Annotated in this window: 21 protein-coding genes and 1 pseudogene; 9 read left to right on the top strand and 13 right to left on the bottom strand. The window is 71.3% G+C overall.

Annotated features, from left to right (window positions below; all coding sequences use genetic code 11):
- Positions 1-44 precede the first annotated feature (44 nt).
- From N8I84_RS29400 to N8I84_RS29385, 4 genes are all read right to left on the bottom strand, one after another.
- Entirely contained in the window at positions 45-2792 is a 2748-nt protein-coding gene (locus N8I84_RS29400; RefSeq protein WP_263232441.1) for a helix-turn-helix transcriptional regulator, read from the bottom strand.
- A gap of 230 nt (positions 2793-3022) precedes the next feature.
- Entirely contained in the window at positions 3023-4045 is a 1023-nt protein-coding gene (locus tag N8I84_RS29395) for a helix-turn-helix domain-containing protein (protein WP_263232440.1), read from the bottom strand.
- Positions 4046-4448: 403 nt separating this feature from the next.
- The gene (locus N8I84_RS29390) at positions 4449-4892 is read right to left on the bottom strand and encodes an SsgA family sporulation/cell division regulator (RefSeq protein ID WP_263232439.1); all 444 of its coding nucleotides are present in this window, start codon (positions 4890-4892) and stop codon (positions 4449-4451) included.
- Between the two features lie 162 nt (positions 4893-5054).
- Positions 5055-6047, bottom strand: coding sequence for a helix-turn-helix domain-containing protein (locus tag N8I84_RS29385; RefSeq protein ID WP_263232438.1), 993 nt, complete (start codon positions 6045-6047; stop codon positions 5055-5057).
- A 196-nt stretch (positions 6048-6243) separates the two neighbouring features.
- Between N8I84_RS29385 and N8I84_RS29380 the strand changes: the two genes are divergently transcribed.
- Entirely contained in the window at positions 6244-9012 is a 2769-nt protein-coding gene (locus N8I84_RS29380) for an ATP-binding protein (RefSeq protein ID WP_263232437.1), read from the top strand.
- A 42-nt stretch (positions 9013-9054) separates the two neighbouring features.
- Here the strand turns inward: N8I84_RS29380 and N8I84_RS29375 are convergent, their stop codons facing one another.
- The 3 genes from N8I84_RS29375 to N8I84_RS29365 all read right to left on the bottom strand — a co-directional run bounded on the left by N8I84_RS29375 (position 9055) and on the right by N8I84_RS29365 (position 11810).
- Complete coding sequence (locus N8I84_RS29375) at positions 9055-9669, bottom strand: FMN reductase (RefSeq protein WP_263232436.1); 615 nt, start codon at positions 9667-9669, stop codon at positions 9055-9057.
- Entirely contained in the window at positions 9666-10751 is a 1086-nt protein-coding gene (locus N8I84_RS29370) for an LLM class flavin-dependent oxidoreductase (protein ID WP_263232435.1), read from the bottom strand. The genes N8I84_RS29375 and N8I84_RS29370 overlap by 4 nt, the downstream gene beginning before the upstream one ends.
- Before the next feature lie 222 nt (positions 10752-10973).
- Complete coding sequence (locus N8I84_RS29365; protein WP_200418556.1) at positions 10974-11810, bottom strand: alpha/beta fold hydrolase; 837 nt, start codon at positions 11808-11810, stop codon at positions 10974-10976.
- A gap of 267 nt (positions 11811-12077) precedes the next feature.
- Here N8I84_RS29365 and N8I84_RS29360 point away from each other — a divergent pair, with 267 nt between their 5' ends.
- Both N8I84_RS29360 and N8I84_RS29355 read left to right on the top strand, forming a co-directional pair.
- Positions 12078-12872 carry an SGNH/GDSL hydrolase family protein gene (locus N8I84_RS29360; RefSeq protein WP_263232434.1) on the top strand — a complete coding sequence of 265 codons (795 nt, stop codon included), beginning with the start codon at positions 12078-12080 and terminating at the stop codon, positions 12870-12872.
- Between the two features lie 100 nt (positions 12873-12972).
- Positions 12973-13203: a hypothetical protein gene (locus N8I84_RS29355; protein WP_200418558.1), complete on the top strand. Its 231-nt coding sequence runs from the start codon at positions 12973-12975 to the stop codon at positions 13201-13203.
- A gap of 11 nt (positions 13204-13214) precedes the next feature.
- Here the strand turns inward: N8I84_RS29355 and tatA are convergent, their stop codons facing one another.
- The 4 genes and pseudogenes from tatA to N8I84_RS29335 all read right to left on the bottom strand — a co-directional run bounded on the left by tatA (position 13215) and on the right by N8I84_RS29335 (position 17046).
- Complete coding sequence (gene tatA / locus N8I84_RS29350) at positions 13215-13472, bottom strand: Sec-independent protein translocase subunit TatA (RefSeq protein WP_263232433.1); 258 nt, start codon at positions 13470-13472, stop codon at positions 13215-13217.
- Positions 13473-13628: 156 nt separating this feature from the next.
- A pseudogene (gene mgtA, locus N8I84_RS29345) lies at positions 13629-16189 on the bottom strand (magnesium-translocating P-type ATPase).
- Positions 16179-16535 carry an ArsR/SmtB family transcription factor gene (locus N8I84_RS29340; RefSeq protein WP_200418561.1) on the bottom strand — a complete coding sequence of 119 codons (357 nt, stop codon included), beginning with the start codon at positions 16533-16535 and terminating at the stop codon, positions 16179-16181. The pseudogene mgtA and the gene N8I84_RS29340 overlap by 11 nt, the downstream one beginning before the upstream one ends.
- Before the next feature lie 106 nt (positions 16536-16641).
- Complete coding sequence (locus N8I84_RS29335; protein ID WP_263232432.1) at positions 16642-17046, bottom strand: pyrophosphohydrolase domain-containing protein; 405 nt, start codon at positions 17044-17046, stop codon at positions 16642-16644.
- Positions 17047-17141: 95 nt separating this feature from the next.
- On the opposite strand from N8I84_RS29335, the gene N8I84_RS29330 reads away from it, so the two are divergent.
- The gene (locus tag N8I84_RS29330) at positions 17142-18140 is read left to right on the top strand and encodes a TAXI family TRAP transporter solute-binding subunit (protein ID WP_263232431.1); all 999 of its coding nucleotides are present in this window, start codon (positions 17142-17144) and stop codon (positions 18138-18140) included.
- Positions 18141-18261: 121 nt separating this feature from the next.
- Here N8I84_RS29330 and N8I84_RS29325 read toward each other — a convergent pair whose 3' ends face one another.
- Positions 18262-19683 carry a sensor histidine kinase gene (locus tag N8I84_RS29325; RefSeq protein WP_263232430.1) on the bottom strand — a complete coding sequence of 474 codons (1422 nt, stop codon included), beginning with the start codon at positions 19681-19683 and terminating at the stop codon, positions 18262-18264.
- Positions 19684-19692: 9 nt separating this feature from the next.
- Positions 19693-20379, bottom strand: coding sequence for a response regulator transcription factor (locus N8I84_RS29320; RefSeq protein ID WP_263232429.1), 687 nt, complete (start codon positions 20377-20379; stop codon positions 19693-19695).
- Positions 20380-20739: 360 nt separating this feature from the next.
- Between N8I84_RS29320 and N8I84_RS29315 the strand changes: the two genes are divergently transcribed.
- From N8I84_RS29315 to N8I84_RS29295, 5 genes are all read left to right on the top strand, one after another.
- Entirely contained in the window at positions 20740-21516 is a 777-nt protein-coding gene (locus tag N8I84_RS29315; protein WP_263232428.1) for an amino acid ABC transporter ATP-binding protein, read from the top strand.
- 145 nt (positions 21517-21661) lie between these two features.
- Positions 21662-22498, top strand: coding sequence for a glutamate ABC transporter substrate-binding protein (locus tag N8I84_RS29310; RefSeq protein ID WP_263232427.1), 837 nt, complete (start codon positions 21662-21664; stop codon positions 22496-22498).
- A 77-nt stretch (positions 22499-22575) separates the two neighbouring features.
- Positions 22576-23241, top strand: coding sequence for an amino acid ABC transporter permease (locus tag N8I84_RS29305; protein ID WP_263232426.1), 666 nt, complete (start codon positions 22576-22578; stop codon positions 23239-23241).
- Positions 23238-24122, top strand: a complete 885-nt coding sequence (locus N8I84_RS29300) for an amino acid ABC transporter permease (RefSeq protein ID WP_263232425.1) — start codon at positions 23238-23240, stop codon at positions 24120-24122. Before N8I84_RS29305 ends, N8I84_RS29300 begins: the two co-directional genes overlap by 4 nt.
- A 192-nt stretch (positions 24123-24314) precedes the next feature.
- A complete protein-coding gene (locus N8I84_RS29295; protein ID WP_263232424.1) occupies positions 24315-25997 on the top strand; it encodes an FAD-dependent monooxygenase in 1683 nt (560 codons plus the stop codon).
- Positions 25998-26087 lie beyond the last annotated feature (90 nt).

Here is a 26087-nt window from a genome sequence, read left to right as displayed (position 1 = left end):
GCCCAGCCGTCTCCGTCTCCGTCGCTGGTCGTACTCGGTCGTCCCTAGTCGTCGCGCAAGGCCGTCACCATGTTGGCGAGCTGGACCCGGGAGTTGACCGACAGCTTCCGGAAGACGGACGTCAGATGAGTGTTGACCGTGTGCGGGGAGACGACGAGCAGGTCGGCGGCCGACCGGTTGGTGTGGCCCTCGGCGATCAGGCGCGCGACCTTCTTCTCCGAGGCCGTCAACGCCTCCCATCCCTGGACGGGCCGCTGCCTGCTCGCCGCCCTGCGGCTTGCGCCCCCTGCAGGTTCGAGATCCCGCCTTACGCGAGCCGCCCCGGCATGCGCGCCTGACGCTGCGAACGCGGCATGGGCCTGGGTCAGGACGGCCACGGCCTGCTGCTTACGGCCTGCCGCCAGCAGCGCCTTTCCGAGGTCGGCACAGGCGGCGGCCCGTACCAGCGGGCGAGGGGATGCCTCGAGCAGCTCGACGGAACGTTCCAGCAGGGCGAGATCGTTCTTCAGGAGCCCGAGGGCCTGCGCCGCGACACCCGTGGCGGTGGGCACGGCCGGATTGCGCTCGGCGTGGGCTTCGGCCTGCGCGGCCAGATCCTCGGCGAGTCCGTGGTCCGCGCCTCGCAGGGCCATGCGTACCGCCGAGTCGACCCAGGTGCGCAGCAGCCGCCAGCGCATGAAGGGACCTTCCCGCTGCACCTGTCGAATCTTGTCGACGGCGAGCCCGATGTCCCCGTCGTCCTCGGCGAGGATCGCTTCCAGGAAGCGCACCGCGGCCGTGTTGCCCGGGTTCGGCTTGGCCGCCAGTCTTTCCCGTGCCGCCGCCAGGTGTAGCCGCGCCGCGTCCCGGTCGCCGCGCAGCAGCGCGATCCGGGAGCGGATCACGCGAGCGTTCACCTGCTGGACGGGGACCTGTACGTCGTCTTCCAGGCGCTCCATGGTCACGAAGTCGGCTTCGGCGTCGTCGAGCCTGCCGAGGCCCAGATGCTGCTGAGCCTGCGCCCACAGCAGCATGGCCTCACGGGACGACCCGGCGTCGTCCGCCGCCCGCTGAAGCAGCCGCTCACCGGACTCGTAGTCGTCCAGGTGCTGGTACGCCACGATCTCTTCGGGAAGGAACGCGGAGTCCACGGCGCTGAGCGCGGTGAAGCGCGCCAGTGCGACGGCGTTCTCGCCCGCGTTGAGCGCGATCTCGCCGAGCCCGAACAGGGACAGGACGTGCGCCTCCCGGTCACCGATCGCGATGGCCGCACCCAGCGCGTTCTCGCCGGCCTCACGCGCTCCGCCGAGATCGTGGCTCCGGGACAGGGCCAGCGCACGCAGGGCGGCCAGCCTGGCCTCCACCTCGGGGGCGGCGCCCCCCACGGCGAGGGCCGTTTCGGCCCGGCGGCGCAACTCCTCGGCGAGATCCAGGTTCCACAGCGTCCCGCCGAGGGCGGCCTGCAGCCGGCCGATCGCCTCCAGGGGTGGCCGGCCGGCCAGCAACCGGTCGCCGGTCGACAGTGCCTCACGGTTCCTGCCGGCCCGCGTCAGGCACATGATCGCCTGCTCCCCCACGTCGAACCTCAGGGGCCGTGTGGCCGGTACCAACTCCAGGGCCCGCGTCATCAGGTCGGCCGCGAGGCCCGGCGTGACGGGCAGTACGTCGTCAGCGGCTCGCCGCAACAGCGCCACCGCTTCCTCGTCCCCGGGCTGTGCGCTCCTGAGGATGTGCGACACCGCGTCGATGGGCTGGTGGCCCGTGGCGACGAGGCGATGGGCGGCCTGGCGGTGCAGAGACTTCCGGGCCGACGGCGGGATGTCCACGTAGACCGCCTGGCGCAGCAGATCATGCCGGAAGACCAGTTGGTCGCCGTCGTCGTCCAGGAGTCCGGCGCGCACCACCTCCTCGAGCGTCCCGATCAACGTGGCGGACGGTCGGCCGTGGAGCGCTGCGGCGTCCTCGAAGCCGAATCTGCGCCCCAGCACCGCTCCGACCTGCAGGAAGCGCAGCGCTTCGGGCCGCAGGGACCTGAGCCTGCCGCGCACACCCACCACGAGCCCTGGGGGCACGGACTCACCCGAGGCGTCGGCGGTCCGCAGTCCGGCGAGCATCTCGACCGCCAGAAACGGGTTACCGCCGGCTCCGTCGAGCAGCTCCCGCACCCGCTCGTCGACGGCTGCTCCCAGTGTGTCGCCGGCCAGTTGGCCGATGGCCGCTCCGGACAGCGGGCCCAACGGAACGGTCACCGCGGGGAGTTCGCCCCCCGCGGCCGCGACGATCTCCTCCGCCGGACCGGGAGGGCCCTGTCGCCCGGTCAGCATCCACAGAACCGGCGAGGTCCGCAGGCGGGCCGGAAGCTGCTTCAGGGCGAACAGGCTGAGGGGGTCGGCCCACTGCACGTCGTCGAGGGCGATCAGCACCGGCACACTGCCGGCTCTGACTTCGATCGCCTCCGCCAGGCGCTCCACCAGCCAGATCCGCCGGTCATGATGGCGCGCGAGATCGGCGAAGGTGTCGCCGGACAGCAGCGGGTCATCGCCGTGCAGAACGCAGGCGGCCAACGACGAGAGCGGCACGATGTGATGCAGTTCATCGGCCTTGCCGAGGCCGGCGGAGAACCCCGCCTCCCTGGCCGTGGCGACCGCCTCGAGCAGCAGCGTGGTCTTGCCGATGCCCGGTTCCCCCCGGATCAGGGTCAGCGCGCCGCTTCCGGTGCGGGCCACCGAGGCGATCAGTGTCCGAAGCTCTTCGAGCTCTGCCTCTCGGCCGCGCAGACCGCTTCGGGACAGCGATCCGCCTGACCCCGCCACGCACGCCCCTCCAGTCCGCACCCGCCGGCCGAAGCCGTGCTCGTCCCACGCCGACCGGTACCTCCGCACCTTCGGCGTCGGCTGCCGGTTCCGTCACGACGGCTCCGGCAGGCGCGGACGACGAGCCGGAATGCCCACTATCGCAAAAACGACAGCTCAGCGCATCTGGTACAGGGAACGAGTGACGTCGGCCACGCGGCCGGCGAAAGCACCGGCAGGGCCGGGCGGAGTCACGGTGCGGGCACGCCGGCCATACGAGGCGCGCTCACCGCGGAGTCCCGCCACTCGACGGGGGACATCCCGTAGACGTCCCGGAACACCCGGCTGAAGTGGGCGGGGCTGGCGAAACCCCACTGCCGGGCCACCGCGGCGATGGTCCGGCCCGCCGCCTCGCGGCGGGCGAGGACACGTCGGCACTCCTGCAGCCGGCGGCGCTGGATCCACCGGCTGACCGTGACGTCCTCGGCCTGGAACAGCTTGTGCAGGTAGCGAACGGAGATCTGGTGGGCGCGGGCTATGGCCTCCGGCGTCAGGTCCGGATCGGCGAGGTTCCGGTCGATGAACACCTGTATGCGCGCCAGCATCTCCCGGGCCGCGCTCGGCGTGTCACCCGCCTGCTGATGAAGTCGCTCTTCGATCAGGACGGTGAGAAGGTCGACGACGTGGCGGGCCAGCGCCACGCCGGTGGCCGACGGGTATGTCGCCGCACCGTCGACGAGCTGGGTCAGAAAGGGTGCCAGCAGCGAGCCCGCCATCGTGTCGGGGCGGATGGGTTTCGCGGTGAGCCGTCGCAGGTCGGACTCCTCCAGGCCCAGCAGCCGCCGCGGCACGACAAGGGATTTCGTCTGGAACGGATGCGGGAATTCCAGCCGTAGCGGCCGTGCCGTGTCGCAGAGGACGATCTCCCCGGGATGCAGGTGCGCCTCGCGGGCGTCCTGCAGGACTCCGGCGACACCCTTGACCACGAGCGTGACGACCAGGTGCTCCTCTTGGTCCGGTGCGATCAGCTGCGGAGTCCGCCGCGCCGACATGGGATCGCCGTCCACCGTGGCGACCCGCAGATGGCCCAGCCGGGACGTGCGGATGGTTCCCGAGCAGACCTCGTCGGGGACGGCGACGGCAACCGGGGCGAACGTCTGGGACAGCGCTTCGCGCCAGTACGCGAGTCTTTGGCGGCTGGGCACCGCATCGGTGGTGTAGACGGTGCCGGGGACCTGCCTACCCGGTCTCGGTGTCGATGGGTCCGTCGACATGATCTCCGCCCTTCCGCCGGTGTGCTCTACGCACACCCTGCCGACGGGCGTCAGTCGGCACATCGCGTGAATCCGCTAGATCCGGGGTGCGGAGAAGGGGTGCCGAAGATGCGGGTCCAGATTCCGCGTCCGAAGGGGGACGAGGGTTCGTGCTGCCGCCGGAAAAAGACGGTTTCCGCAATTCGAAGGTCGCCGACCGGCTCGTCCGCAGCGCCCTGGACCTGGTCAGCGTACTCGCCACGGAACTCCTGGCGAAGGAGAGCCGACCGGAGACATCCGACGCGTCGAACACGGGCAACGAGATGCTGACACGGATCAAATGCCGCTTGATCCCGGCCGGTGCGCACAGCTCGGCTTTCGGGCTGTGCGCACGAGCCGGGCGGCAAGCTCGCCGGCCGACCCGTCACTCGCTTCCCGCCATGAGGTCGGCCACGACGCGGTCCAGGTCGATGTGGAGTCCCTCCGCGCCCGGTGGCACGATCCTGTCGGTGCGCGCCAGGAACGCGGCGACCGCAGAGGCCGCGAGGTCCAGCGCGGCGGCCCCGGCGGTGGACCTGACGACTATGCGCACCGAGTGCCGGCGGCCTTCGTACCGGGGCATGACCAGGACGTCTCCGACACCCGCCGGGCGGCTCAGCCCCTCCGCCAGGAGGCTGCGGGCGAACACCCAGTCGACCGTGCCGGTGGACGCCCCTCGGAGGGAGAGGCACACGGCGTAGGGGTCCGTCGTGTCGTAGCGCAGCTCGGCGGGCAGCGGCACCGGTGGTTCGCCCGCGACGACGACGTGCACCACGACCTCGCGAGTGACCGGGGTGCCATCGGCGGCACCCCAAAACGGCTGAGTCATGTCTTACCCCGATCAGCAGCTCTCTTTTTTTGGGGGGCAGCGTCTACGCAAATGACCCTAAAGCCGTCAATGGAAGTCTCTTGTCGAAGAACGTACGGTGTTTTGTCCGTGAGGGCACAGGGGGATTTCCGTGGATCGATGAGCCTCAGAAGGGGCGCGGAACTACGGCCTGTGGCTGTCGCGCCACTCGCTGGGAGACATTCCGTAGGCGGCCCGGAACACCCGGCTGAAATGGGCGGCACTGGTGAAACCCCACCGCTGGGCCACCGCGACGATGGTGAGATGTGCGGCTTCCCGGCGCACCAGATCCTGCCGGCACGCCTCCAGGCGGCGGCTCTGGATGAAGCGGCTGACCGTGGCGTCCTCGCCCTCGAAGATCTTGTGCAGGTAGCGCACGGAGATGTGGTGAGCGCGGGCGATGACCTCCGGAGTCAGGTCGGGATCGGCAAGGTGCCGGCCGATGAACTCCCGGATCCGCAAGCGCAGCGCCGCATCGCCGCCAGGTGTCTCCTCGGAGTTCCTGCCGAGTCGTTCATCGGCGAGGACCGTCAGCAGGTCCAGGACGTTGCGGGCGAGCAACTCGCCCGTGTGCGGTCGGTACGATCCCGCGGTGTCCACCAGCCGGGACACCAGGACGGACAGCAGTCCGCCGAGTGCCGTATCGGAACGGAGGGGAGACGCCGTCATCTGCCGCAGGTCCGACTCGGCCAGGCCCAGGATCTGGCGCGGCACCACGAGCGACTTGGTCTGGAAGCGCTCGGGAAGGATCAGCCGGACCGGGCGGGCCATGTCGTAGATGAAGACCTCCCCGGCTCGCAGGGACACGTCGCGGGTGTCCTGCTCCAGTCGGGCGCCCCCTCTGGTCAGCTGCTTCACGACCACGTACTCGTCCTCGTCACCCCGGGCGATGAGCCGCCGTGTCCGCCGGGCCTCCAGCGGATCGCCGTCCACCGTGGTGACCTGGAGCCGGCCCAGGGGTGCCGTACGGATCGTGCCCGAGTGCACCTCGTCGGGGACCGACATGTCCACGGCGCCGAAGGTACGGGACAGGGCCTCGCGCCAGTAGGTCCGTCTTTGCGGGGTAGGCACCGTAGTCGTGGTGAGCACGTGGCCGGCGAATCCGTCTCCGCCGGCTTGCGGTGCGCCTGCCGTCATGGTTCAGACCTTTCAAAACTTTCAAACACTTGCTCATCGAGGCTCCGAGCGTCCTTCTCTCGCGGCATCGGCACAATGACTGCGAACTGACTGTGATCGAGGGCTCGGCGTACGCGGGGTTTTCCCGGCCCGGCCCCCGCCCCATGTCCCACATAGAATGTTTTCGCTGATCAGACGCGCTGCTGGGGGTTACCAGGTGTCGGACCACGAACTGTTCGGCAGGAACAACGAACTGGTGGCTCTGGGAGCGCTCGTCGACGGCCTGCCCATGGAGGGCGGGGCGCTCGTGGTGCGCGGCGCTCCCGGCATCGGCAAGTCCGCACTCCTGTCATGGGCCGCGCACCGGGCGGAGCGCTCCGGTGTCACCGTGCTCACCGGGTCCGGGGTGGAGGCCGAGACCCGTCTGCCCTTCGCAGGGCTCTACCAGCTGACGCGGACGATGCTCGACCGGGTTCCAGGTCTGCCGCCGGTACAGGCGGAGGCGCTGCTGGGCGCCTTCGGAATGACCGAGGCGCCCCCCGCGGGGCACGCCCCGCAGCTTTTCATGATCGCCCTGGCTACGCTCGACCTGCTCGGCGAAGCGGCCGCCCAAGCGCCCGTGCTGCTGGTCGTCGACGACGCGCAGTGGCTCGACCCGCCGACCCTGGACGTTCTCGCGTTCATCGCCCGGCGCCTCGGCCGTGAGCCCTTGGGGATGCTCCTGGCCATCCGCGACGGGCACCCGACATGCCTGGACACCCTCGTGCTGCGCGAGCTCCGGCTCCACCCCCTCACCACGGTCGAAGCCGGGGCGCTCCTGGACACCGTGGAGCCGGGGCTGGAACCCCCGCTCCGACACCGGGTGCTCGACGCGGCCGCGGGCAACCCTCTGGCCCTCATCGAACTGCCTGCCGCGCTGCGCGAGCACGAAGCCTCGGCCGAGGCCCTGACCTCCTCAGCCGTTCCCCTCACCTCAAGACTGGAACGCGCATTCGCCTCCCGGCTGCTCGACCTGCCGTCCGACACGCGGAGCGTGCTGCTCGTCGCGGCCTCCGACGACGACGGCGCGCTGGGCGAGGTCCTCGCGGCCGCTTCGGTACTGGCGGGCGTCGGCATATCACCGGAATCCTTGTCTCCCGCGGCGGAGATCGGCCTGGTCACGGCGGACGAACACCGGATCCGGTTCTGCCACCCGCTCGTGCGGTCGGCGGTGCTGCAGGCCGCCTCGCTCGCCGAGCGCCTCGCCGCGCACGGCGCACTGGCCGCGGTGCTGGACGGTCAGTCCGACCGCCGGACCTGGCACAGGGCCGCGGCCACGGGCCGACGGGACGAATCCGTCGCCGTGGAACTGGACCGGACGGCTGCCAGAGCGGAGGCACGGGGTGCGCCGGCCGTCGCCCTGGCGGCCCTCGAGCGGTCCATCGCGCTCGGCGAGAACCCCTCGCGCATGGGAAAGCGCCTGGTCAAAGCGGCGGAGCTGGCCCTCGAACTCGGTAGGACGAATCAGGCCGCGGCCCTTGTGCAGTCGGCGGCCCCGCTCGCGGCCGACGTGCCGGAGCGGGCGCGCACGGTGCTGGTGGGCGAGGGCTTCGACATCGATGTGTCGACCAGCGTCCCGCGTCTGCGCCTGCTCATCACCACGGCGGAGGAGGCGGCGTCCGCCGGTGACCCCGAACTCGCGCTCCGGCTTCTGCGGGCCGCCGCTCGACGATGCTGGTGGTTCGACCCGGGGGTTGCTCTGCGCGAGTGCGTGGTGACCGCGGCCGAGCGGCTGCCGGTGCCGGAACTGCACCCCGACCTCCTGTACGTCCTGGCCTTCGCCACCCCGCTGGAGCGTGGCGCGACGGTGATCGAGCGGTTCGAGCGGCTGGAGAGCGAGGGCGGCTACGACGCCCTGGCCGCCGCCACGCTCGGTGCGGCGGCCACGGCCATGGGCGGATACGACCACGCGGTGGGCTTCCTCCGGCACGCGGCGGCCGGTCTGCGGGCCCAGGGGCGGCTGGGGCTTCTGGCGCAGACCCTGGTGTCGCTGTCGTTCGCCTCGGCGCACATCGTGGACCGGGAGTCGGGCCTGCCGAGCGTGGCCGAGGCCATCCGGCTCGCGGAGGAGACCGCGCAGGCCCGCTGGCTCACCGGTGCACTCATCGCGAAAGCGCACTTCTCGGCGGTGCTCGGTGACCTGGAGACGGCACAGACCGCCATCGAGGAGGCCGAACGCCAGACACTCGCCCTGGCGAACCCGTCGAACCTCGCCTTCATCCAGATCACGCGAGGGCTGATCGGGCTCGCGGCCGGCCGTCATGCGGAGGCGTTCGCCTGTGTGTGGCGGGTCTTCGACCCCGCGGACCCCGCGCACCATCCATATCTCCAGACCGTCGCGATCCCGGTGCTCGCCGAGGCCGCCGTGAGCGACGAGGACAGGGCCGCCGCGCGTGGCGTCCTCCGCCGGCTCGACGCGGCTGCCGCGGCCACCACGGCGCGGATGATCCGGGCGAACCTCGGGTTCGCGCACGCCCTCCTGGCCGACGACGAGGACGCCGAGGCATCGTTCCGGTCGGCGCTCGCTCTGGACCATTCCGTGGATCCCTTCACGCGGGCCCGCCTCCTGCTCGCCCACGGCGCATGGCTGCGTCGTAGGCGACGGGTCATGGAGTCCCGGGTACCCCTGCGGATCGCCAGGGAGTGCTTCGCCTCGCTGGGGACCCGACCGTGGTACGAGCGGGCCTGCCAGGAACTCCGTTCCGCCGGCGAGGCGGGTGTGCCCGACAAGGGTGGTCCCCAGAGTGGTCACGCCGACTGGGAGCTGCTGACGCCGCAGGAACTGCAGATCGCGCAGCTTGCGGCGACGGGGCTCTCCAACCGGGAGATAGGGCAGCAGCTCTACCTCTCCCACCGCACCGTCGCAGCGCACCTGTACCGGATCTATCCGAAGCTGGGGATCACCTCCCGTGGCCAGTTGCGGGAGAAGCTCCAGCCGGACGGATGAGCACCGGCCGTCGACGGCCGTGGACCGCACCCCGGGTCCGTCTCAGTCGAAGCGCAGGTCGGAGAGCTGCCGTTCGAGCGCGGTGATGTCGTCCTCGGGTGTCTTCTCGGCAGGGCGGGCGGCCATCAGGGCGGCCAGTTCGCCGGCCGCCCGCCGTACGCGCGCGGGCAGGCCCTCGGTGTACTCGTCGCCGCCGGATCCCCAGTCCTCGGACGCCGCGTACACCGCGGTGGGGACGACGGCCGCGCGCAGGTAGGCGAAGAGCGGGCGCAGGGCGTGCTCCAGGACCAGGGAGTGGCGGGCCGTGCCTCCCGTCGCCCCGATCAGGACCGGCTTCCCCGTGAGGGCGTCCGGGTCGATCAGGTCGAAGAAGGACTTGAACAGCCCGCTGTAGGAGGCGGTGAACACGGGGGTCACGGCGATCAGGCCGTGGGCGCCCGTCACCGCGTCGATGGCGGTGGCCAGTTGGGGCGGCGGGAAGCCGGTGACGAGGTTGTTGGCGACGGCGACGGCCAGTTCCCGCAGCTCGATCACCTCCGTATCCACCTCGTGGCCGTGGGCGGCGAGTTCACCGCGGGCCGACTCGGCGAGACGGTCGGCGAGCAGACGTGTGGACGACGGGGTGCTCAGCCCCGCGGACACGGCGACGAGCTTCATGCGGCGGACACCTCCTGGACGGAACGCAGGGACTCGTGGGTGGGAGCGTCCGGCACGTCGGCCGGCCGGTCCTTCGCGAACTCCTTCCGCAGCACCGGCACGACCTCCTCGCCGAGCATGTCGAGCTGCTCCAGCACGGTCTTCAGCGGCAGTCCCGCGTGGTCCATCAGGAACAGCTGCCGCTGGTAGTCGCCGACGGTCTCACGGAAGGACAGCGTGCGTTCGATGACCTGCTGGGGAGAGCCCACCGTCAGCGGGGTCTGCTCGGTGAAGTCCTCCAGGGACGGCCCGTGCCCGTACACGGGCGCGTTGTCGAAGTAGGGGCGGAACTCGCGCACCGCGTCCTGGGAGTTCTTCCGCATGAACACCTGCCCGCCGAGACCGACGATCGCCTGCTCGGGGGTGCCGTGCCCGTAGTGGGCGTACCGCCGCCGGTAGAGCTGGACCATGCGCTTGGTGTGGTCGGCCGGCCAGAAGATGTTGTTGTGGAAGAAGCCGTCGCCGTAGAAGGCGGCCTGGTCCGCGATCTCCGGGGAGCGGATGGAGCCGTGCCAGACGAACGGCGGCACGTCGTCCATGGGGCGGGGCGTGGACGTGAAGCCCTGCAGCGGCGTGCGGAACTTGCCCTCCCAGTTCACCACGTCCTCGCGCCACAGCCGGCGCAGCAGGGCGTAGTTCTCCTTGGCGAGGTTGATCCCCTGCCGGATGTCCTGCCCGAACCACGGATACACCGGGCCGGTGTTGCCGCGCCCCATCATCAGGTCGACCCGGCCGTCCGCGAGGTGCTGCAGCATCGCGTAGTCCTCGGCGATCTTCACCGGGTCGTTGGTGGTGATCAGCGTCGTGGCGGTGGACAGGATCAGCTTCTCGGTACGGGCGGCTATGTAGCCGAGCATCGTGGTCGGCGAGGACGGCACGAACGGCGGGTTGTGGTGCTCGCCCATCGCGAAGACGTCCAGGCCGACCTCCTCCGCCTTCAGCGCGATGGCGACGATCGCCTTGATGCGCTCGTGCTCCGACGGAGTACGGCCGTTGGTCGGATCAGGGGTCACGTCCCCCACCGAGAAAATTCCGAACTGCATGGGGGCCTCTTCATTCCGGCAAATGTGTGGGTTCCAGAAATGTAGGCACCGGCCGGACGGACGCCATGCCTGTGCGTGCAGGGGGGCTTGCCCGTCAGCGCCCACCCCGGTCCGGCGTGGCGGGCCGCGCTCCGTCCGGCGCCGAGTGTGCAGCGTCGGACACCGGCCGGAGACATGCGTGAGCCGGGCCGCCTTCGTCACGGCGGCCCGGCTCACATCGGGTCACTTCGCCAGGAAGGCGAGGAGGGCCTGGTTGACCTCCTCGGCGTGGGTCCACAGCAGGCCGTGCGGGGCGCCCTCGATCTCGACGTAGTCGGCGGACGGGAGCGCCTTGTGGAACGGCCGCGCGGTCCCCTCGACGGGCAGGATGCGGTCGCCCGTACCGTGCAGGATCAGGGCAGGCACATCGATGGCCGGGATGTCGGCCCGGAAGTCGGTGTACCAGGTCGAGGGTGCGGCGGCCGCGGCGAAGAAGCCACCGCCCGCGGCGACGTTCCAGCTGTTGCGGACGGCCTCCTCGCTGATCCTGGTGCCGAGGTTCTCGTCGAGGTTGTAGAAGTCCTTGTAGAAGTCCGTGTAGTACGCGTAGCGGTCCGCCTTGACGGCCGCGACGACGCCGTCGAAGAACTCCTTCGGGGCGACGCCGTCCGGGTTGTCGTCGGTCTTGAGCAGGCAGGGCTCCAGCGAGGCCAGGAAGGCCACCTTGGCGACGCGGGCGGAACCGTAGGTGGACACGTACCGTGCGACCTCGCCGGTGCCCATCGAGAACCCGACGAGGACGGCGTCCCGCACGTCGAGGGTCTCCAGCACGGTGTTCAGGTCGGCGGCGAAGGTGTCGTAGTCGTAGCCGGTCGTCGGCTGGCTGGACTGCCCGAAACCACGGCGGTCGTAGGTGATCACGCGGTAGCCGGCCTCGAGCAGCACGGCACTCTGCCGCTCCCAGGAGTGGCCGTCGAGCGGGAATCCGTGGATGAGGACGACCGGCTGTCCGGATCCGTGGTCCTCGTAGTAGAGGTCGATGTCGGTGGAGTTCTCCTGGCCCACGGTGATGTACGGCATGCGTTGCTTCCTCGTTTCGGATGGCTGGGTGCACGACTGAACGCGGTCACCCTAGGGCGGGCTCCCCGCCACGGGTTGCCGCCGAGTGCACGACCGCTTGCCCAGGGGCGCAGAGTCGCGGACCAAGAACCGGGCATCTGCGTCACACGTCCCCGCAAACCCTGAAACGCCATGCCTATACAAGGAGAATTCTTGACATGAACACTTCCCATGAGTGGTTGCCCGCTGTACCACATGAGAGCCGGCTTTCCCGCTCTGGGAGGTTTCGTGAGACGCATCAAGTCGCTGTCAGCCCTTGCCACGCTGAGCCTCGCGATCATGTTCAGCCTGGTGCTCACCGGTCCGGCGCATGCCGCCGGACCCGCGTACGTCGCCCTGGGAGACTCGTACTCGGCGGGCAACGGCGCGGGAAACTACGACAGTTCGAGCGCCGGCTGCCACCGCAGCTTCAGCGCCTACCCCTACCTGTGGAAGAACGCCCACGCACCGTCCTCGTTCGCCGACACCTCCTGCTCGGGCGCGGCCACCACGGATGTGACGGGCAGCCAGCTCGGCCCGCTGAACTCCGGCACCGGGCTCGTCTCGCTCACCGTGGGCGGCAATGACGCGGGCTTCTCGGACGTCATGACCACCTGTGTGACCGGCTCGGACTCCGACTGCGTCAACCGCGTCGACCAGGCCGAGAGCTACGCCCGGAACACACTGCCCGCCCGCCTGGACGCCACCTACGACGCGATCCGCGCCAAGGCGCCCAACGCCAAGGTGGTCGTGCTGGGTTACCCGCACATGTACACCCTCGACGTCTTCTGCGTCGGCCTCAGCGACACCAAGCACCGCAAGATCGACGAGGCCGCGGACGTCCTGGACAGCGTCATCGCCGGCCGGGCCGCCGCCCACGGCTTCGTCTTCGGCGATGTGCGCACCACCTTCGAGGGCCATGAGCTGTGCTCCGGCGACGACTGGCTGCACTCCCTGGTGGCCTCACCGAGCTGGGAGTCGTACCACCCGACCGCCACCGGGCACGCGAACGGCTACTACCCCGTCCTGAACGCCAACAGCTGATCGCAGCGAGCCGCCGAAGCGTCCGCGTCGGACCGTCCGGCGCCGGACCAGTGGCGCACCTCACAACACTTCAGCGCTTGCGCAACTCTAAAGTTCAGACATGGATCTTCATGTCGCGACGAAGTGGGAGACGGCGGTGCTCGCCGGAGGGCCGGCCGACGGCCTGCGCATGCAGGTCGCGGGCCGGCCCTCGGTGCTGCAGGTGACGTACCCGTGCCGGGTGGAGTCCCCGGCGGACGGCGTACGCGTGGAGGCGCTGTACGTCTACCGGCGCCAGCTGGGTGTGAACAGCGAGCCGCTGGCCTACGGCTACGACAGCGCCAGCCCCTGACGGGCGCGGCCTCAGCCGGCGGTAGCCGGCGGCCGCTCCGTGGCCGTCTCCGCGGAGGTCCGCACGGCCGTCGGCTCCACCGGAGTGGGCGCGGAGGCGGCGGGCGCGGACGCGTTCTCGTCCTTCATCGCCTTCGCCTCGCTCTTGAGGATGCGCATCGACTTGCCGAGCGCCCGGGCGGTGTCCGGGAGCTTCTTCGAGCCGAACAGCACGATGACGACGATCGCCACGATCAGCAGGTGCCAGGGTTCCAGTCCGTTACGGAGCATGACGCGCCCGCCCTTCCTCGCGTCGGCCGAGGACGCCTCTCGCCGCTCGCCCGTGCCATGTTGGTTGCTACGTTGCGCAACTGTACAACCCGCGGTCGGCGGCGAAACCGAGCCGACAACGAATCGCGCGGAAACCGACAGAACCCGACCGGCCGGTCAGCGCTGCGCGTCGGACCGCCGTTCGTAGCACGCTTTGACCGCCCACAGGGCGAGCGCGTACAGGGCGAGGACGGCGGCGAGCAGCAGGTGGTACGTCACCGGCAGCGCGGTCAGGCCGAGCAGGGAGCCCAGCGGGGACAGCGGCAGCAGCAGCCCCACGGCGGCCAGAACGGCCGCGGCCCGTCCGAGCGGGCCCGGCGCGCGCCCCTCCGCGACACGCCGGCCGGACCTCAGCAGCAGCATCACCAGCGCCTGGGTGAGCAGGTTCTCCGTGAACCACGCCGAGTGGAACACCGCGTCGTCGTCGAGCGCGTCCGGCCCGTGCAGCGCGAGCGCCAGGACGCCGAAGGTGGCGAGGTCGGCGACCGCGTTGAGCAGTCCGAATCCGGTGATGAAGCGCAGGAAGTCACGCGGTCGCAGCACGGTGGGCCGGGCGAGGGCCCGAGCCGCGGGGCGGTCGTAGGCGAAGGCGAGCTGGGCCGCGTCGAAGCACAGGTTCTGGGCGAGGACCTGGGCCGGGAGCATCGGCAGGAAGGGCAGCAACAGGCCCGCGGCGAGCATCGCGACGACGTTGCCGAGGTTCGAGGAGAGCGTGACCCGCAGATACGAGGCGATGTTGCCACTGGCGTGGCGGCCGGCGGCGACGGCGTGGTCGATCGCGGTGAGGTCCTTGTAGGCGAGGACGACGTCCGCGCTCTCGCGTGCCACGTCGACGGCGTCGCGCGGGGCGACGCCCACGTCGGCCGCGTGCAGCGCGGGTACGTCGTTGACGCCGTCGCCGAGGAAGCCGACGGTGTGCCCGGCCGCGCGCAGGTCGGTGACGATCCGGGCCTTGTCCTCGGGGGTGCAGCGGGCGACGACGGTCGCGGCGGCGTCGTCCGGGGCGCCCGCGGCCCGCACCCGGCCGGGGTCGAGGCCGAGGTCACGGCAGACGCGGACCGCGGTGCCGGGGTGGTCGCCGGTGAGGATCCGCACGGTGACGCCGCGGGCGGCGAGGTCCCGCAGGGCGCGGGCGGCGGTCGGGGCGAGGGCGTCGCGGAAGGTGACGAAACCGCTGAAGCTCAGGCCGCGTTCGTCGGCGGCGGTGTAGGGGCGGGTGCGGGCGGGACGCTCGGCGGTGGCGACCGCGAGCACCCTCAGGCCGTCGCCGGCCTCGCGCGCGGCGCGTGCCAGCAGGCGCTCACGTTCGGCGGGCTCCAGCGCACAGCGCTCCAGTACGTCCTCGGCGGCACCCTTGACGACGAGGACGTGCCTGCCGAGGCCGCCGCGGACCACGGCGGTGGCGCGCCGGCGGACCGGGTCGAACGGCAGCGCGGCCACGCCCTCGCAGTCCTCCCAGGCGCCGTCGGCCGCGTCCAGGATCGCCTCGTCCAGGGCGTCCGGGGCGGGCAGGTCGGCGAGCTGGAGGGTCCACCAGGCGCTGACGGCCGCCCAGCGCAGCACCTCGGGCGCGTCCTTGCCGTCGCCGTCCAGGGCGCGTTCGACCACCGGCCGGTCCTGGGTGAGGGTGCCGGTCTTGTCCAGGCACAGCACGTCGACGGCACCGAGGTCGTGCAGCGCCGGCAGGCGTTTGACGATCACTCCGTGGCTGCGGGCGAGCAGGGAGGCGCCGCGGGCCAGGCAGGTGGTGACGATGACCGGCAGCATCTCCGGGGTGAGGCCTACGGCGACCGCGACGGCGAAGGGCAGCGTCTGCAGGCCCCGGCCGCGCAGCGCAGCGCCCGCCATGAGGACCAGCGGCGGGGTGAGCAGCATGAACCGGATCAGCACCCAGGAGATGCCGTGCACGGACCGGTCGAACGCGCTCGCCCCGCGCGCGGCGGGCGTGCCGTGGGCCCGCGCGAACCTGGTCCGGGCGCCCGTGTGGAGGACGAGCGCGGTGCCGCTGCCGGAGGCGACGCTGCTGCCCTGGAAGCAGAGATGGGGCTGGGCGAAGGGGCCGCCGCCGAAGGCGCCGGGGACGTCGGGCGCGCTCTTGGCGACCGGCGCCGACTCGCCGGTGAGCGCCCCTGGTGCACGGTCAGGCCGCCGGCGCGCAGCAGCCGTACGTCGGCGGGGACGAGGTCGCCGGGCGCGAGCCGGATCACGTCGCCCGGCACCAGTTCGGCGGCCGGTATCTCGCGCTCGCGTGGCGCGCGGTCCGCCTCCGGTCGGCGCACCACGGTCGCGGTGGTGGCGACCAGGTCGCGCAGCGCGGCCATGGAGCGGTCGGCCCGGTGCTCGCCCGTGGCGCGCAGGACGCAGCTGACCACGACGAGGGAGAGGATGACACAGGCGGTGCCCCAGGCGGTGACGGTCGCCGAGACCAGGCCGAGGCAGAGCAGCACACTTGTGAACGGGTCGCGCAGCCCGCGGACGAAGCGCCGGGCCCAGGAGGCCGTGCGGGCCTCGGGGAGCACGTTCTCCCCGGCTTCACCGAGCCGGGCCTCCGCCTCCGCCTCGGTGAGCCCGCGCAGACTGCTCTCCAGGCGGCGCAGCTCCTGAAGGGACGTGGGGCCGCCGGCGCCGGGGTCCGGGCCGGGCGGGGGTGCCGGCGTCGCGGCGGTCTCAGAGGCCACGGAGCCGGGGTGCCGGGACGTCGGCCGGGGCGGCACGGTCGGTCAGCCGGCCGACCAGGAGGCGCACCACGGTCACGACGTCCGCGTCGTCGACGAAGTACACCTGGCGGCGGCCCTCACGGCGGGAGCCGACGAGCCCGGCGAGCTTGAGCTTCGTCAGGTGCTGACTCACGGCGGGCAGCGCGCCGCCGACCCGCTCGGCGAGCCCGGTGACATCGCTCTCGCCCTGCGCGAGCGCCCACACGATGTGCAGCCGCGCGGGCGAGGCCAACAGTCCGAAGGCGGCGGCCGCCTGGGACAGCACCTCGGCGGACGGATCCTCGAAACCACCGCCGACTGCCGTCACCGTGGGCCTCCTGTTCACACCGGGGTCGTCTCGTCCTTGCAAGGGGTCAGTTTAGGCGGGCTCTTCGGGCCCCGGTCGCAGCGCCGGACGCCGGGGCGGTGCAGCCCTACCGCTCCGCGGGCGACCAGCCCTGGCGGCGCAGGACCGCAGAGACGTCAGGGGCGCGGTAGTGGTCGCCCTTGAGCACCTTGCCGTCGGCCCGGCGCGACACCGTGCCGTCCGGGCCGATCTTCGTCATGTTGGCGCGGTGGATCTCGGCGATGACAGAGTCGAGGTCGATGCCGTGCACCAGGGCCGTCCCGTACGCCACGTACACGAGGTCCGCCAGCTCGTGCGCCAGCCGGTCGAGCGGGCCGGTGACGGACACCTCGGCGACCTCCGCCGCCTCCTCGGCGAGCAGCTCACCCCGGTGCGCGGTGAGTTCCGGGGAGACCTCCGTCGGCTCGGAACGCACATCGAGACCGAAGGCGAGGTGGAACTCACGGACGAGGGAGGCGGGGGAAGGACGCATCCGCCGACCCTACCGTTCGCAAGCACCCGCCCTCCGCCCTCCCCTTGTCGGTCCCGGCCTGGTCAGAGGGGCCGCGGCCTGGCAGGATCGCGCGCATGCTTGAGGCACTCCCCCGTATCGGCAGACGCCGCGCGCTGCTGGGCTCGGCGGCCGCGTGCGCGGTCGTCGGACTGCTGCTGTGGTGGCTGCTGCCGATCGGCGAGGCGTCCCCGAGCGGCACGGTCACCTTCAGTACCGGGACCCCGAGCGGCGTCTACGAGAAGTACGGCACCCTGCTGCGGCAGACGATCGCCCGGGACATGCCGCAGCTGGACGTACGGCTGCAGAACAGCGACGGGTCGCAGGAGAACGTGCGCCGGGTGGCCACGGGGAAGGCGGACTTCACGATCGCGGCGGCCGACGCGGTGGAGACGTACCGGCTTCAGAAGGGACCCGGCGCCGGCCGGCTGCGCGGCTGCGCCCGGCTGTACGACGACTATGTGCACCTGGTGGTGCCGCGTTCGTCCGCCGTGCGGTCGGTGGCGGACCTGAAGGGCCTCACGGTCGCCGTCGGGCCGAGCGGCTCCGGGGTGCGGCTGATCGCGGAGCATGTGCTGAAGGCGGCAGGGCTGGATCCTCACAAGGACATCACGTCGCTGTCCGACGGCATCGGGACGATGCCCGGGCTGCTGAGGCAGCACCGGATCGACGCGTTCTTCTGGTCGGGCGGGCTGCCCACCGGCGCGATCACGGATCTGTCGCAGCACTTCCCGGTCCGGCTGGTGCCGATCGGCGGCGACCTGGTGGCGAACCTGCACGCGCAGGGCGGCGCGTCCCGCTACTACCGGGCCGCGGTGATGCCGGCCGACGCCTATCCAGAGGCGCAGCAGGGCGTCTCCGTGCAGACCGTGGCCGTCGCCAACCTCCTGGTCACCCGTCAGGACATGAACCCCGACCTGACCGACGAGCTGACCCGCGTGGTCATCGACAGCCGCGACCGCATCGGCGCGCAGGTGCACGCGGCGCAGCTGGTGGATCTGCGCACGGCGATCTACACGGACCCGCTGGAACTGCACGAAGGCGCGCGAAGGTACTACCGGTCGGTGAAGCCGTAGTTCCCGCCACCTGGTGGCGCACCCCCTGGAGGTTTGGCTCCAGACCCCGATCGGTCTGAACGGCCCCCGTCCTCGAACGCCGGACAGGCTGATGGGCGCCCTGCCCCGGCCGTGAAGTCCCTCAGACCCCGGCGCGCCCCGCCCCCGTCGCCGTCCGGGGAAGCGACACCGTCACCCTGAGGCCGTGCGGCTCGTGGTGCGCGTACGAGATCGAGCCCCCGCCCGCCGCCAGCAGCGTCTGGGTGATCGACAGGCCGAGGCCCGAGCCCTTGACGTTCTGGTGGGCGGCGCTGCGCCAGAAGCGGTCGCCGACGCGGGAGAGTTCCTCGTCGCTGAGGCCCGGGCCGCCGTCGGTGACCACCACCGTGGCGGTGTCACCTGCGGCCGCGACCTCCACTTCCACGCCCTGGCCCACGGGAGTGAACTTCACCGCGTTGTCGATGACCGCGTCCAGCGCGCTGGACAGGGTCACGGGGTCCGCCCAGGCCGTGGTGGCCGGGCAGGTTCCGGTCAGCCGTACGCCCTTGGCCTCGGCGGCCGGCCCCCAGGCCGCGACCCGCTCGGCGGTCAGCGCGCCGATGTCGGTGAGCCGCAGGTCCGCCTCGGCGTGCTCGGCGAGCGCCAGGTCGAGCAGGTCGTCCAGGACCTGCGCGAGGCGCTTGCCCTCGGTCCGCACCGAGGCGATCTCCTCGTTGCCCTCCGGCAGTTCCAGCGCGAGCAGTTCGATGCGCAACAGCAGCGCGGCCAGCGGATTGCGCAACTGGTGGGAGGCGTCGGCGACGAAGGCGCGCTGCTGCTCGAGGACCTCTTCGACGTTGTCCGCCATCTCGTTGAACGACCGGGCGAGCCGCCTCAGTTCCGGCGGCCCGCCCGCCGCCGCGACCCGGGACTTCAGGCGTCCGGTCGCTATGTCGTGGGTCGTCGCGTCCAGGACCCGTACCGGCCTGAGCACCCATCCGGTCAGCCGCAGCGCCGCGCCGACGGCGAGCAGCATCGCGGCGACCTCCCCGGCGCCGATGAACACCCAGCCGTGCAGGATCCTCGACCGCATCTGCCCGGTGGGCGAGTCGGTGACCACGACCGCGACCACGTCACCGTCGCGGATGACCGGCGAGGCGACCACGAGCCGGCTGCGCTGCCAGGGCCAGACCTGCTCGGGATCGTGGCTGCGCCGCCCGAGCAGCGCCTCGTTGAAGGCGTCACGGCCCTCGCCCTTCTGCGGCAGGAACCAGTCCCCGGGCGCATTGGCCATGGGCGTGTCGTCGCGGTAGAAGACGCCGGCGCGGATGCCGTACACGCCGTAGTACGTGCCGAGTTCCTTGGCCAGGGTCTCGCCGCGCTCGTCGGTGACTTCGGCCCGGGAGCCGGTGGGCCGGTCGGTGACGAACTGGGCGAGGGCGGCGAAGCGCGCCGTGTCGTCGATGCGGTCGACGACGACCCGCTGCTGCTGTGCGGCCGCGAGGCTCACCGCGAGCGGCACACCGAGCGCGAGCAGCACGGCCGCCATCAGGACGATGAGCAGCGGAAGGAGACGTGTGCGCACCCGTACCCGCTACACGGCCGGGGCGACGAGCCGGTACCCGACGCCGCGCACGGTCTCGATCAGCGCGGGCATGCGCAGCTTGGAGCGCAGGGAGGCGACGTGCACCTCCAGGGTGCGCCCGGTCCCCTCCCAACTGGTCTGCCACACCTCGCTGATGATCTGCTCACGGCGGAACACCACACCGGGCCGCTGGGCCAGCAGGGCGAGCAGGTCGAACTCCTTGCGGGTCAGCTGGACGACCGAGCCGTCGACGCTGACACGGCGGGTGGGGAACTCGATGTGCACGGGCCCGAGGCGCAGCGCGGTCTCGGTGGCGCCGGTGTCGTCCAGGTGCGGGGTGCGGCGGCTGACCGCGTGGATGCGCGCGAGCAGTTCCCCGGTGTCGTACGGCTTGACCACGTAGTCGTCGGCGCCGAGGTTCAGGCCGTGGATCCGGGACCGTACGTCCGAGCGCGCCGTGACCATGATCACCGGGGTGCCGGTGCGCTTGCGGATCTTGGCGCAGACCTCGTAGCCGTCCTGGTCGGGCAGGCCCAGGTCGAGGAGGACGACGCCGAAGCCGGCGCCCTCGGGGACCAGCGCCTGGAGCGCCTCCTCGCCGCTGCGGGCGTGCGTGACCTCGAAGCCGTGCCGGGCCAGGACCGCGGACAGGGCGGCCGCGACGTGGTTGTCGTCCTCGACGAGAAGCAGTCTCATGCCGGCCCCCTCCGGTTCCTCGGCCCTACGGTCTGTTCGGCCTCACGGCCTCTGTGCGCTCTCGGCATGCGCAAGGGCGCCGCCCCCGCGCCGCACCGGAAAGACGTCACCCACCCGAACGCGTGGGCACACGCGCGTGCACCAAGGAAGTCACGCCGATGAACGAGGACGTCGTCAAGAGGCTTCGGGTTGCGGGCGGCTTCCGTTACCCAGCCGGTACGCGCTCCGCCGGATTCACTACCACTCGTGTCCGGCCGCTACCGGATTGTGATGCTCAGATCTCCCTCAGATGTAATGACGCTGGTCGTGCGGCCTCACTACTGTCCTCCGAAACCGAGCGAGGACGGAGCCAGTGAGCACATGACCGAAGTATCGGTGGCCAAGGACTCGGTGGCCGCGACCGACGAACTGGTCGTCCTGAAGAGCGTCAACAAGCACTTCGGCGCGTTGCACGTGCTCCAGGACATCGACCTGACCATCACGCGTGGTGAAGTCGTCGTGGTCATCGGCCCCTCCGGGTCCGGCAAGTCCACCCTGTGCCGCACCATCAACCGTCTGGAGACCATCGACGCGGGCGAGATCCTGATCGACGGCAAGTCGCTGCCCCAGGAGGGCAAGGAACTGGCCCGGCTGCGCGCCGACGTCGGCATGGTCTTCCAGTCCTTCAACCTCTTCGCGCACAAGACGGTGCTCGAGAACGTGATGCTGGGCCAGATCAAGGTCCGCAGGACCGACAAGCAGAAGGCCGAGGAGAAGGCGCGCGCGCTGCTCGACCGGGTGGGCGTCGGCACCCAGGCGGACAAGTACCCCGCCCAGCTCTCCGGCGGCCAGCAGCAGCGTGTCGCGATCGCCCGCGCGCTGGCGATGGACCCCAAGGTCATCCTCTTCGACGAGCCGACCTCGGCCCTGGACCCCGAGATGATCAACGAGGTGCTGGAGGTCATGCAGCAGCTCGCCCGGGACGGTATGACCATGGTGGTGGTCACCCACGAGATGGGCTTCGCCCGTTCGGCCGCCAATCGGGTGGTCTTCATGGCGGACGGGCGCATCGTGGAAGAGGCCACGCCGGAGCAGTTCTTCAGCGCCCCGCGCAGCGACCGCGCGAAGGACTTCCTGTCGAAGATCCTGCACCACTGAGGCCCCGCGCCGGGCGCCATCCGTCCGCGTCCTTAAGTCCGCTCACCCCGAGCGTCCCACCGCCGACACCGCGCACGGCCCGCCTCCGGGCGCCGGTCCACGGTCCCCGGTCCGCATTCTCTTCACCACTCAAAGGATGTTCACCATGAAGCTCCGCAAGGTCACCGCGGCCACGGCCGTCGCCCTCGCCCTCGCCACCGCCGCCACCGCCTGCGGGTCGGACAAGAAGAGCGACGGCGGCTCGTCCTCCGGCGGCAAGACGATCAAGGTAGGCATCAAGTTCGACCAGCCGGGCATCGGCCAGAAGACGCCGCAGGGCTACTCCGGCTTCGACGTGGACGTCGCCACGTACGTCGCGAAGCAGCTCGGCTACAACGCCGACCAGATCGAGTGGAAGGAGTCGAAGAGCGCCGACCGCGAGACCATGCTGCAGCGCGGTGACGTCGACTTCATCGTCGCCTCGTACTCGATCACCCCGAAGCGTCAGGCGAAGGTCGACTTCGCCGGCCCGTACCTGCTCGCCCACCAGGACGTGCTGCTCCGCGCCGACGACAACTCGATCAAGTCGCCCTCGGACCTGAACTCCAAGAAGCTGTGCTCGGTGACGGGCTCGACCTCGGCGCAGAACGTCAAGGACAAGCTCGCCCCCAAGGCCAACCTGCAGCAGTACCAGACGTACTCGCAGTGCCTGACGGGTCTGCAGAACGGTGCCGTCGACGCGCTGACCACCGACGACTCGATCCTCGCCGGCTACGCCTCGCAGGCCGCCTTCAAGGGCAAGTTCAAGCTCGGCGGCTTCAAGATGACCAACGAGAACTACGGCATCGGCGTCAAGAAGGGCAGCGACCTCAAGGCGAAGATCAACAGCGCCCTGGAGAAGATGGTCTCGGACGGTTCGTGGGAGACGGCCGTGAAGAAGAACTTCGGCCCCGCGAACTACAAGAACGAGCCCGCGCCGAAGATCGGCAACATCGTCCAGTAAGCAGGGCCCCACGGGTGCGCCGCCCACGGGGGAGCGGCGCACCCCGGCCTGTCCGACACGCGGAAGCGCGGGACCTCATGTTCGACTTTCTTGATCGGTACGACCTGCTGGGGGCGTTCTGGACGACGGTGCAGCTCACCGTCCTGTCCGCGATCGGCTCCCTGATCTGGGGCACCGTGCTGGCCGCCATGCGGGTCGGCCCGGTCCCGGTGATGCGCGGTTTCGGCACCGCCTATGTGAACATCGTGCGGAACATCCCGCTGACGGTGATCATCCTGTTCACCTCGCTGGGGCTCAACCAGACCCTGGGCGTCAGCCTCGGCGCGACCGACTTCAAGGTGATCAACTTCCGGCTCGCCGTGCTCGGTCTGATCCTCTACACCGCGGCGTTCGTGTGCGAGGCGCTGAGGGCCGGCATCAACACCGTGCCCGTCGGGCAGGCGGAGGCGGCCCGCGCGCTGGGGCTGAGCTTCGGTCAGGTGCTCAGGCTGGTGGTGCTGCCGCAGGCGTTCCGCTCCGTCGTCGGCCCGCTGACGAACGTCCTGATCGCGCTCACGAAGAACACCACGGTGGCGGCCGCGATCGGCGTCACCGAGGCGGCCCTGCTGATGAAGGAGATGATCGAGAACGAGGCCCAGCTCCTGCTGATCTCCGCGGTGATCGCCTTCGGGTTCGTGTGTCTGACGCTGCCGACCGGCCTGATCCTCGGCTGGGTGGGCAAGAAGGTGGCGGTGAAGCGATGACGTCCGTCCTCTACGACGCCCAGGGCCCCCGGGCCAAACGGCGCAACGTCCTCTACACGGTGGTGTTCCTGCTCGCCGCGGCCGGGCTCGGCTGGTGGGTGTTCACCAGTCTCGACGACAAGGGCCAGCTCGACTGGGAGAAGTGGAAGCCCTTCTTCGGCGGTACGGAGGCCTGGTCGACCTACATCTGGCCCGGGGTGCAGAACACCCTGAAGGCCGCCGCCCTCGCGATGCTCATCTCCCTGCCACTGGGCGCGGTCCTGGGCATCGCACGGCTCTCGGACCACGCCTGGGTGCGGATCCCGGTCGCGGTCGTGGTGGAGTTCTTCCGGGCCATTCCGGTCCTCGTCCTGATGATCTTCGGCCTCGCCCTCTTCTCCCAGTACACAAACGTCAGTTCGGACGACCGCCCGCTGTACGCGGTGGTCACCGGCCTCGTCCTCTACAACGCCTCCGTCCTCGCGGAGATCGTCCGGGCGGGCATCCTGGCCCTGCCGAAGGGCCAGGGAGAGGCGGCTCTGGCGATCGGTCTGCGCAAGAACCAGGTGATGCGGTTCATCCTGCTGCCGCAGGCGGTCACCGCGATGCTGCCGGCGATCGTCAGCCAGCTGGTGGTGATCGTGAAGGACACGGCGCTGGGCGGCGCGGTCCTCACCTTCCCCGAACTGCTGGCCTCGGTCTCGCCGATGAGCTCCTACTACGGCGCCAACACCATCGCCAGCTTCACGATCGTGGCCGTCATCTACATCGCCATCAACTTCGCCCTGACGACCTTCGCCGGCTGGCTGGAGAAGCGGCTGCGGCGCGGCAAGAAGTCGACCGGCGCAGTGCTGCCCCCGGCGGCGGTCGGGGCGGCCGAGTCGACGGGCGCGGCCGCCTGACGGCCCCCGCGGCCGACTGACGGCTCCTCAACCCCTTGGAGCTCAGAGGGCAGTGGCGTCACGCCACTGCCCTCGTCGCTTGACGGGCGCTGCGGCAATGGGTTGCATACGGTGTGTGATCGTGCACCCCGCTCCACCTGCCTGTTCCCCAACGTTCCCCCACACACCACGCAGGGCGGGGGGCGCCACGCCGTGGACCCGGTGATCATCGTGGGAGCGGGGCCCGTCGGGCTCTCGCTCGCGCTGGCTCTGGCGCGGCAGGAGGTGCCGTCCGTGGTCCTCGACGAGGGCCAGGGCAAGGACGAACAGCGGGCCGCACGCACGGTCGTGCTGCGCGAGGACACGGCCGCCCTGATGGAACGCCTGGCCGGAGCGCCGCTCACCGGAGCCGGGCTGCCGTTCACCGGCTGGCGGTCGATGCGGCGCAGGCAACTGACCCGCAAGGTCGTCTTCGAGCCGGACGGCACGGCGCACGGGCGCAGCGGCGAATACGGCCCCACGACCGAGCGGGCCGCCGAGGGCCGCAAGGGCACGGTGGAGGAACCCGGAGGGCCGGCCCCGCTGCACATCGCCCAGCATGTGCTGACCGGAGCCCTGCGCACCGCCATCGCCGGACAGCCGCTGGTCAAGGTCACCGTCGAGAGCCGCCTCGACGCCCTCGAACAGGAACCCTCCGGCGTCACCGCGCACACGCGCGGCCCCCGGAGCACCTGGTGGCGCGGCAGCCACCTGGTCGGCTGCGACGGGCCGCGCTCGACGGTGCGCAAGCTCCTCGACATCCGCTTCCCCGGCCGCACGGCGGTGGAACGGCACGCCGTGGCCGCCCTGCGCGCCGAACTGCCCTGGCCCGGCGAGGCGTTGCTGCACCGTATGCCGCCGTGGCGGACGTCCGGCCCCTCGGGCGGCGAGGTCACGGCACGCCCCCTGCCGGACGGGGTGTGGCGGCTGGACTGGCTGCTGCCGCCGGGCAAGGACCTGGTCACGCCCGAACTGCTGGTGACCCGCATCCGGGAGACCCTCGCCGGATGGAACGGGGGCACCACCCCCGCCTACGACCTGCTGGACACCGGCGTCCACACCGTCCACCACCGGCTCGCCCGTCGCTGGCGCGCCGGCCGGGTCTTCCTCGCCGGGGACGCCGCGCACCTGCTCGGCGCGCTCGGGACGCAGGGCCTCGACGAGAGCCTGCGGGACGTCGACAACCTCGCCTGGAAGCTGGCACTGGTCTGGCACCACGGGCCGCACGAAGCGCTGCTCGACAGCTACCAGGCGGAACGCCGCGCCGCGGTCGCGGCCCGGCTGCGCGCCGCCGACCAGGCGCTGCCGCTGCTGCGCGGCGGCGGGGGCCTGCGGTCCTACGTACCCGGGACCGCCCGCGGCCATGACGCGCTCCTCACGGACGGCCACCTGGGGAGGGGCACGCTGGGCACGCCGGCGACGTACGCCGCCTCACCGCTGGCGGCGGAGGACGGCGAGTCGACCGCGTTCGTGGGCACGGAGCCCGGAGCGCCGGTGGTGGACGTGCGGGTGACGGCGGAGGACGGGGCGTCCGTACGGCTGCGGGACCGGCTCGGTCGCGGATCGCTGCTGGTGGTGCTGGTGGCGCCGGGCACCGGCGTGTGGGAGCGCAAGCACTGGGTGTCGGCCGGGATCATGCCCCGGCTCGCGGCGGCGGTGACGGCCCTGCCGCACCCCGCGGAGCTGCTGGTCGCCGAGAGCTACCCGGGCGCCGCCGCCCACACCGTCCTGCTGATCCGGCCGGACGGCCATCTGGTGACGGCGCTCGCCGGGGTGCGCCCCGCGGACCTGTACGCGGCGGCCGAGGCGGCACTGGGCGGCCCGGCGAAGACACAGGAGACGGCGAACGCACGCTAGTGGCTGCGGAGGGGAACTCCGTAGCCCGCACTCACGGTCACCGTGAGGTCCACATGGTGACCGTGAGTTGACCGGTCGACACCGCCATGG

Origin of the sequence: Streptomyces cynarae (assembly GCF_025642135.1) — a bacterium.
Taxonomy (GTDB): Bacteria; Actinomycetota; Actinomycetes; order Streptomycetales; family Streptomycetaceae; genus Streptomyces; species Streptomyces cynarae.
Note: the sequence above shows the minus strand (reverse complement) of the source record. Positions and strands in the feature narration are given on the sequence as shown.

What these genes read in the sequence shown, in the direction of transcription:
- N8I84_RS29395 (WP_263232440.1), bottom strand. Translation starts at nt 4,045, where the DNA reads ATGTCGACGGACCCATCGACACCGAGACCGGGTAGGCAGGTCCCCGGC.
- N8I84_RS29390 (WP_263232439.1), bottom strand. Translation starts at nt 4,892, where the DNA reads ATGACTCAGCCGTTTTGGGGTGCCGCCGATGGCACCCCGGTCACTCGC.
- N8I84_RS29385 (WP_263232438.1), bottom strand. Translation starts at nt 6,047, where the DNA reads ATGACGGCAGGCGCACCGCAAGCCGGCGGAGACGGATTCGCCGGCCAC.
- N8I84_RS29375 (WP_263232436.1), bottom strand. Translation starts at nt 9,669, where the DNA reads ATGAAGCTCGTCGCCGTGTCCGCGGGGCTGAGCACCCCGTCGTCCACA.
- N8I84_RS29370 (WP_263232435.1), bottom strand. Translation starts at nt 10,751, where the DNA reads ATGCAGTTCGGAATTTTCTCGGTGGGGGACGTGACCCCTGATCCGACC.
- N8I84_RS29365 (WP_200418556.1), bottom strand. Translation starts at nt 11,810, where the DNA reads ATGCCGTACATCACCGTGGGCCAGGAGAACTCCACCGACATCGACCTC.
- N8I84_RS29355 (WP_200418558.1), top strand. Translation starts at nt 12,973, where the DNA reads ATGGATCTTCATGTCGCGACGAAGTGGGAGACGGCGGTGCTCGCCGGA.
- tatA (WP_263232433.1), bottom strand. Translation starts at nt 13,472, where the DNA reads ATGCTCCGTAACGGACTGGAACCCTGGCACCTGCTGATCGTGGCGATC.
- N8I84_RS29335 (WP_263232432.1), bottom strand. Translation starts at nt 17,046, where the DNA reads ATGCGTCCTTCCCCCGCCTCCCTCGTCCGTGAGTTCCACCTCGCCTTC.
- N8I84_RS29330 (WP_263232431.1), top strand. Translation starts at nt 17,142, where the DNA reads ATGCTTGAGGCACTCCCCCGTATCGGCAGACGCCGCGCGCTGCTGGGC.
- N8I84_RS29320 (WP_263232429.1), bottom strand. Translation starts at nt 20,379, where the DNA reads ATGAGACTGCTTCTCGTCGAGGACGACAACCACGTCGCGGCCGCCCTG.
- N8I84_RS29315 (WP_263232428.1), top strand. Translation starts at nt 20,740, where the DNA reads ATGACCGAAGTATCGGTGGCCAAGGACTCGGTGGCCGCGACCGACGAA.
- N8I84_RS29310 (WP_263232427.1), top strand. Translation starts at nt 21,662, where the DNA reads ATGAAGCTCCGCAAGGTCACCGCGGCCACGGCCGTCGCCCTCGCCCTC.
- N8I84_RS29305 (WP_263232426.1), top strand. Translation starts at nt 22,576, where the DNA reads ATGTTCGACTTTCTTGATCGGTACGACCTGCTGGGGGCGTTCTGGACG.
- N8I84_RS29300 (WP_263232425.1), top strand. Translation starts at nt 23,238, where the DNA reads ATGACGTCCGTCCTCTACGACGCCCAGGGCCCCCGGGCCAAACGGCGC.